This window comes from Actinophytocola sp. (genome assembly GCF_050699935.1).
Taxonomy (GTDB): Bacteria; Actinomycetota; Actinomycetes; order Mycobacteriales; family Pseudonocardiaceae; genus Actinophytocola.
Genome location: NZ_JBOHGB010000042.1, coordinates 40,329 through 47,170 on the forward strand (window position 1 = coordinate 40,329; position 6,842 = coordinate 47,170).

Below are 6,842 nucleotides of genomic sequence, written 5' to 3' on the forward strand. Positions count from 1 at the left end.
GAGCGTTCGCCGTCTGGACTGACGATCGCGCGCAGGCGCGCCAGCGCCGAGCACGTGAGGAGGGAAGACGGCGAGTAGCGCAGGAACGAAGCGAACCATTCAACACCGTGAGCGGGAGTGACGGAGCGTTCGCCGTCTGGACTGACGATCGCGCGCAGGCGCGCCAGCGCCGAGCACGTGAGGAGGGAAGACGGCGAGTAGCGCAGGAACGAAACGAACCATGAACACCATGTCGGAGGAGACCAGCTAATGAGTTCAGCCGAGCGCATCGTCGTCGTCGGCACCGGAGGCGCTGGCCTCCGGGCCGCCGAACGCGTGCGCGAACTGAACTTCGCCGGTGAACTGGTGATCATCGGTGAGGAGCCCTACCGCCCGTACCACCGGCCGATGCTGAGCAAGGCGGTGCTCACCGGAGCGGCCCGGCCGCGCGACGCGCTGCTGCCCACGCACTCCGACCTCGACGCCATCTGGCGGCCCAAGACCCGGGTGAGCAAGCTCGACCCCGAGGAGCACGTCGTCTACCTGCCCGGCGGCGAGGAGGTCGACTACGACGGGCTGGTCATCGCGACTGGCATGCAGCCGGCACACCTGCCCGGCGCGCCCCGGCACGACCCGCGGGTGCACGTGCTGCGCACGGTGTCCGACGCGGTGGCCGTGCAGAAGCTGCTCGCGAAAGGCAAGGGCCGCGTCGCGCTGATCGGCGGCGGATTCCTCGCCGGCGAGGTCGCCTCGGCCGCGCGCGAGCTGGGCCGGGACACCACGATCATCATCCGCGAGACCGCGATGCTCGACAACGTGCCGGGCTTCGACGTGAGCGAGACGGTCACCGCGCTGCACGAGGCCAACGGCGTGCGGCTGGTCACGAACGCCACGATCCAGCACTGGCACACGGACTCCTCCGACGGCGTCACGATGCACCTGTCCACCGGCGAGATCGTCGTCGCCGACTGCGTGGTGCTGTGCGTGGGCGGTGTGCCCGCGACCGACTGGCTGCGCGGCTCCGGCCTGTTCGTCGACAACGGCGTCCTCTGTGGACCTACCACGCACGCCCTGGGCGTCGACGACGTGGTGGTCGCCGGCGACGTCGCGCGCTGGCCGAACCTGCGCTTCGACACCGTGCCACGGCGGGTCGAGCACTGGATGAACGCCGTGGAGATGGGCCGCGTGGCGGCGGAGAACCTGTTGCTGGGGCGGGACGAGGCCGCGCCGTACACGCCGCTGCCGAAGTTCTGGTCCGAGCAGCACGGCGTGCGCATCCAGGGCGCCGGGCACCCCTCGCTCGCCCAGGACACCGTGCCGCTCACCGAGGCCGTGCCGATCGGCTCCAAGATCACCGGCTACGTCGCGGGCGGCGCGCTCGTCGGCATCCTCGCGTGGGACAGCCCGCGCGGCATGCTGCACTACGCCCACGAGCTCGACCGGCAGACGACGAAGGCCATGCGGCGCAGGATGGTCGAGGCCAGCCAGGGGTCCGCACCCCGGATCGAGCCGGTCACCCGCACCCGGCCGCCGGCCCGGCCGGTGCCCCCGGCGCTCCCCCAGCAGAAGATTCAGCCGATGCCGCAGCCGGCCCTGCCGGCGGACACGCCCCGGCAGCGACCGGTCCGCCCACCGATGCCGGCCCGGTCGGCGGTGGCCCAGCAGTCGAACCCGGCCATGCCGCCGGCCTACCAGTCCAACCCCAACATGCCGCCGGCCCAGCAGTCGAACCCGGGCATGCCACCCGCCTACCAATCCAACCCAGGCATGCCACCGGCACAACAGCCAGGCCCCGGCATGCCGCGAGCACAGCAATCCAGCCCCGGCATGCCTGCCGCCTACCAGTCGAACCCGGGCATGCCGCCGGCCCAGCAGTCCAACCCGGGCATGCCACGCGCCCAACAATCCAACCCAGGCATGCCGCCGGCCCAGCAGTCCAACCCGGGCATGCCGCCGGCCCAGCAGTCCAACCCAGGCATGCCACCCGCCTACCAATCCAACCCGGGCATGCCGCCGGCACAACAGTCCAACCCCGGCATGCCACCGGTGGGACCACCGCGTCCGTCCTCATACGCGCCGATGTACGCGCCGCTGCGTGCCTCGATGACCGGCCCCATCCCCGGGCCGGTCCCGGCGCCGGTGCCCGTCCCGCTCTACAACCCGCCGGGCGTCGAACCGGCACAGTACGACCCACCGATGTCCGGTTCCGTCGACTCGGCGGACCCGGCGGTCATGGAGCTACCGCCCATCGACGCATGGCGGCTCGCGTCATGACCACACCCACTGCCATCGCCACGGCAACCCGTGGGGTCGGGAGGCGCCCATAGGTCGGCCGGTCACATCGCCAACATCCGGAACCGACCCGAGAGCGCCGCGGCAACCCCGGCCCCTGGCCGCGGCAGTGGTGGATCCGCGGGCGGACCTGGACAAACCTTCATCGGCCCTCCCCCCACGCCGGTGAACGTCCCAGTCACCGCCGCGGATCCGGGCGCCGACACCGGCAACGGCTGGCCGGTGTCGGTGCCCCCTCTACGAACCGCCGCGTCCTAGAGGCTGTCGAAGTAGCGTAGCGCGGCCTCGACGCCGCCGCCCTTGCCGAGCGCGACCATCAGCGCCACCCGGGCCTTCGGCGCGCTCAGGCCGCGGGCGCTGATCGCCCCCATCTGGGCCGCCAGCCCGATGCCGCTCCCGTACGAGCGGGACGCGACGACCACCGGAATGTCCATTTCGGACAGTCCCATGATCGTGCTGAACAGCTCGACCGGGACGTTGCCCTCGCCGGTGCCCTCCAGCACCACACCCTGCGCGCCCAGGTCGGTCACCATCGTCAGCAGGGACGCGGGCATGTCCGGGTAGGTCTTCACCAACGCCACGTCCGACTCCGGCTCGCCGCCGACCACCGGCGGGCGGGGCGGCGGCGTCGACGTGAGGTGGACACGCCCGTCGACCACCCGGCCCAGCATCGGGTGCGGAGCCGACGTGAAGCCGTCCGCCAGCGTGGCCCACCGGGCCGCGTGCAGCTCGCCGTCCAGACACACCACGGCGCCGGCTCCGCGCAGTGCCGGGTCCGCCGCGGCGGTCAGGGCCGCGGCGAGGTTCGCGGGACCGTCGGCCGACGGGTGCGACAGCGGGCGGAGGCCGCCGGTGAACACCATGCCGCCGCGGGCCGGTCCGGCCATGAGGTCGGCCAGGAACGCGACCTCCTCCAGGGTGTCCACGCCATGGGTGACCACGACGCCGGCGAGCTCGTCCTCCACCAGAGCCGCACGCACCCGGCGCCCTAGCACCAGCTGCGTGGACACCGACGTGTCCCACGACGGCTCGGCCATGACGTCCTCGACGACCACCCGGTCCGGCAGCGGCCCGGCCAGCTCGACCAGCTCACGGCCGGACGCCACGCCCGGGTCGCGGTGGGCCATCGTGTCGCCGGTAGCCAGCAGGAGAAGTGTCATCGGATCAGAGCAGCCGGTCCCAGCGCCCGTTCCGGCACACCAGCGGCTCGTACTTCTTGGTGAACGAGAACACCCCGTCCCGCGGGCAGGGCTGCCCGCGGCGCGCGAACGGTGGACCGGGGTCGGGCCGGGGCACGACGATCCGGGGCTTCGGCTTCGGCCTGGGCTCGGCCTTCGGCGTGATCACGGCCGTCTCGGTGCCGGCCGCGGGCGCCACGATCGTGGCCGGTGGCTCGCGCCGCTCCGGTTGCTGTTCCGGCTCGGATCCGCCGGAGCCTGTGATCGTCGGCACCGCGGGGTCGGAGACCGCGACCTCGTCGCCGCCACCACCGCTGCCGGAGAGCAGCAGGACCCCGCCGACGACGCCCGTGACCACGACGAACGCGACGACCTTCACCACGAAAAGGAACTTCTCGCGCTCGGTGGGCGCCTTGCGGTGCCGGCTCTCCGAGTCCGAAAACCCCAACCGCGGCATCCGTCATCTCCATCGGTCGATCCAGGAGGACGGTTCTCAACGTAACCAGACCGTCAACCGGCCCGCTTGGCGGGGGTCAGCCGCGCCTCGAGGTTGAGCAACCGCTTCGGCGTCGGCCAGCGCACGTCGTGCACCCAGCCGAGCTTCTCGAGGACCCAGATCAGCCGTGCCGAGATGTCGACCTGCCCACGCCGGACGCCGTGCCGGGCGCACGTGGGGTCGGCGTGGTGCAGGTTGTGCCACGACTCCCCCATCGACAGGATCGCGAGCGGCCAGAAGTTCGCCGACCGGTCCCGCGCGGCGAACGGGCGGCTGCCGATCATGTGGCAGATCGAGTTCACCGACCACGTGACGTGGTGCAGGAACGACACCCGCACGAGGCCCGCCCAGAAGAACGCCGTGACCGCGCCCCACCACGACCACGTGAGCAGCCCGCCGAGCGCCGCCGGCGCGACCAGCGTGACCGCCGTCCACAGCCCGAACTGCCGGTGCACGCGCGCGATGTCCTTGTCCGCCAGCAGGTCGGGCGCGAACCGCTCGGCGTTGGTGAGGTTGCGGTCGAACAGCCAGCCCATGTGGGCGTGCCAGAACCCGCGGACCACCGCCAGGGGCGAGGTGCCGAACACCCACGGCGAGTGCGGGTCGCCGTCGCGGTCGGAGAACGCGTGGTGGCGGCGGTGGTCGGCGACCCAGTGGGTGATCGGCCCCTGCAGCGCCATGCTGCCCACGATCGCGAGCGCCACCCGCAACGGCCGCCGCGCCTTGAACGCGCCGTGGGTGAAGTAGCGGTGGAACCCGACGGTCACGCCGAGGCAGGTGACCGTGTAGAACACCGCGGCGAGGACGAGGTCGAGCCAGCCCAGCCCCCAGCCCCAGGTAAACGGGATCGCGGCGAGCAGCGCGAGGAACGGGCCGAGGATGAACAGGTAGGTCCCGATCTGAGGTGCCAGCCCGCGTGGCGCGCCGTGCAGGGGGCGCACCCGACTCGTCGACCTCGCGGACTCAACGGCACGCGTCATGCCTTCACCGACTTCCGTTCCGGGGACCGGTCGGGGTCGAGCAAAGCATGTCCGGACGTCTCGATGCCACCGTTGCGGGGCAACGGGACACGGCCGAGTCGGGAACTACCTCGGCCCGGCCGTCGCCCCGATCTCCAGGGTCAGCGTGAGCCGGCGACCCGTCATCCCGCGACCTGCGGTGATCCCGAACTCGTGGCGGTCGATGCGGGCGCTGGCACACAACCGCAGTCCCGAGTCCGACGGATGCAGCGACACGACCCGCACGCGCACCGGGCGGGTGTGGCCGCGCACGGTCAGCGTGCCGTGCAGCACCCAGCCGTCGCCGGCCTGCCCGAGACCCGTCGACGCGAACACGATGTCCGGGTGGTTGCCGGTGTCGAGGAACCGGGCGGACCGGATCGTCCTGTCCCGGGCGGGCGTCGCGGTGTGGAAGCTGTCCGCCGCGATCGTCGCCCGGGCCGTGGAGTCGGCGAGCCGGCCGGCGACCCGGATGTGCCCGGAGCGCAGGCGGAACGTGCCGCGCACCGGCGCGAGCCCGAACAGGTGCCGGGTGGCGAACGAGATCGTCGACCGGTCCGGGTCGATCCGGTACTCGCCGGCGGCGGGGATCGTGATGGGCTCGGTTGCCATGCTGGTCAACTCGGGGTTCCTCTCGTCGGGGCCGGGCGGAGTGCCACGCCGGCGACCTGGGGTGTGCCGGTGCCGAACGGACCGGCACGGGTGTGGGTACGCAGCTCGACGACGTCGAAGCCGGCCCGCTCGATCGCCGGCAGGCTGTCCCGGTTCGGCCGGCAGCGACGGCCGGTCACGCCCGCGAGCGCGGCCCGCACGTGCTGCGCACGACGCGCCCACGTGCCGGCCGGCGCGGCGACGTGCTCGGCGAACACGTACCGCCCGCCCGGGCGCAGCACCCGGAACACCTCGGCGAGTGCGGCGGCCTGGTCGGCCACCGAGCACAGCACGAACGTCGCCACGACCGCGTCCACGCTCGCAGCGACCTCGAGACCGGCCAGGTCGAGCCGTTCGGCCCGGCCGGCGACCACGTGGGCCCGCCGGCCGAGCCGCGCGGCCTCGAACCGGACCCGCTCGCGGTGTCCGGGATCGGGCTCGACACCGATCCACCGCACGTCCGGCGCGTAGTGCCGCAGGCTGTGGCCCACGCCGGGGCCGAGTTCGAGCACCGTGCCGCGCAGCGAGCCCAGCAGCGAGTCGAGCCGGGCCGGGGCCGGTTCGGCGGCGAGGGAGAACGTCGTCATGCCGGCAAGCTTCGCGGTCGCGGGGTGACCGCCACATCGGCCGCGGGGCGGCGGCGGGGACGACCGAGGTCGCGGCCCAGGTCGACTTTGGTCGCTGTCCGCGCCGGCGCGGGCGCCCGTACTCTCGGGCCCCATGGGCACCGCGATGACCTGCGACTGGCCGTGGTCGGCCAGGGCGATCGGCGTCGCCACCGCGGCCGTCGCGCTCTGCGTCGCGGCGACGGCGTACGGCGAGTACGCCGCCGGACGGCACGGCTGGGTGCTCGCCGTCGAGCTCGCGGTCGGGGTGCTCGCGGTGGCCCTGCTGCCCGTGCTGTTCCGCCGGCCGGTCGGCGGCGCGCTCGTGCTCGCCGCGCTGGCGGCCGTGGCACCGACCGCGACGCCGGCGGCCACGGTGGGCACGCTGCAGGTGGCGCGCGTCCGGTCGTTCCCGGTGGCGGCCGGGGTGGCGGTCGCCGGGATCGCCGCGCACCTGCTGCGCGCGCTGTGGCTGCCGATGACGGGGCTGTCGTTCCCGTGGTGGGCGGTGCTGGTGGTGCTCGGACACGCCGCGCTCGCCGGCTGGGGCATGCTCGCCGCGGCCCGGACGGCGCTGATCGCCTCGCTCGAGGAGCGCGCGCGGCGGGCGGAGGCCGAGCAGGGCCAGCGGGTCGCCGAGGCC

The 6,842-nt window shown here is 73.4% G+C and carries 6 protein-coding genes and 1 pseudogene; 2 read left to right on the plus strand and 5 right to left on the minus strand.

Features of this window, described 5'->3' with window-relative positions; genetic code table 11:
• The first annotated feature begins 249 nt into the window (after window positions 1-249).
• Window positions 250-2,253 carry an FAD-dependent oxidoreductase gene (locus ACRDTB_RS16205; protein WP_431431132.1) on the plus strand — a complete coding sequence of 668 codons (2,004 nt, stop codon included), beginning with the start codon at window positions 250-252 and terminating at the stop codon, window positions 2,251-2,253.
• A gap of 272 nt (window positions 2,254-2,525) precedes the next feature.
• Here ACRDTB_RS16205 and ACRDTB_RS16210 read toward each other — a convergent pair whose 3' ends face one another.
• From ACRDTB_RS16210 to ACRDTB_RS16230, 5 genes are all read right to left on the minus strand, one after another.
• The gene (locus tag ACRDTB_RS16210) at window positions 2,526-3,431 is read right to left on the minus strand and encodes an asparaginase domain-containing protein (RefSeq protein WP_431431133.1); all 906 of its coding nucleotides are present in this window, start codon (window positions 3,429-3,431) and stop codon (window positions 2,526-2,528) included.
• A 4-nt stretch (window positions 3,432-3,435) separates the two neighbouring features.
• Entirely contained in the window at window positions 3,436-3,906 is a 471-nt protein-coding gene (locus ACRDTB_RS16215; protein WP_431431134.1) for a hypothetical protein, read from the minus strand.
• A 53-nt stretch (window positions 3,907-3,959) separates the two neighbouring features.
• Window positions 3,960-4,925, minus strand: coding sequence for an acyl-CoA desaturase (locus tag ACRDTB_RS16220; protein WP_431431135.1), 966 nt, complete (start codon window positions 4,923-4,925; stop codon window positions 3,960-3,962).
• 105 nt (window positions 4,926-5,030) lie between these two features.
• Entirely contained in the window at window positions 5,031-5,555 is a 525-nt protein-coding gene (locus tag ACRDTB_RS16225; protein ID WP_431431136.1) for a YceI family protein, read from the minus strand.
• Window positions 5,556-5,560: 5 nt separating this feature from the next.
• Complete coding sequence (locus ACRDTB_RS16230; RefSeq protein WP_431431137.1) at window positions 5,561-6,181, minus strand: class I SAM-dependent methyltransferase; 621 nt, start codon at window positions 6,179-6,181, stop codon at window positions 5,561-5,563.
• Window positions 6,182-6,314: 133 nt separating this feature from the next.
• Between ACRDTB_RS16230 and ACRDTB_RS16235 the strand changes: the two are divergent.
• Window positions 6,315-6,842, plus strand: a pseudogene (locus tag ACRDTB_RS16235) (hypothetical protein); the annotation flags it as partial.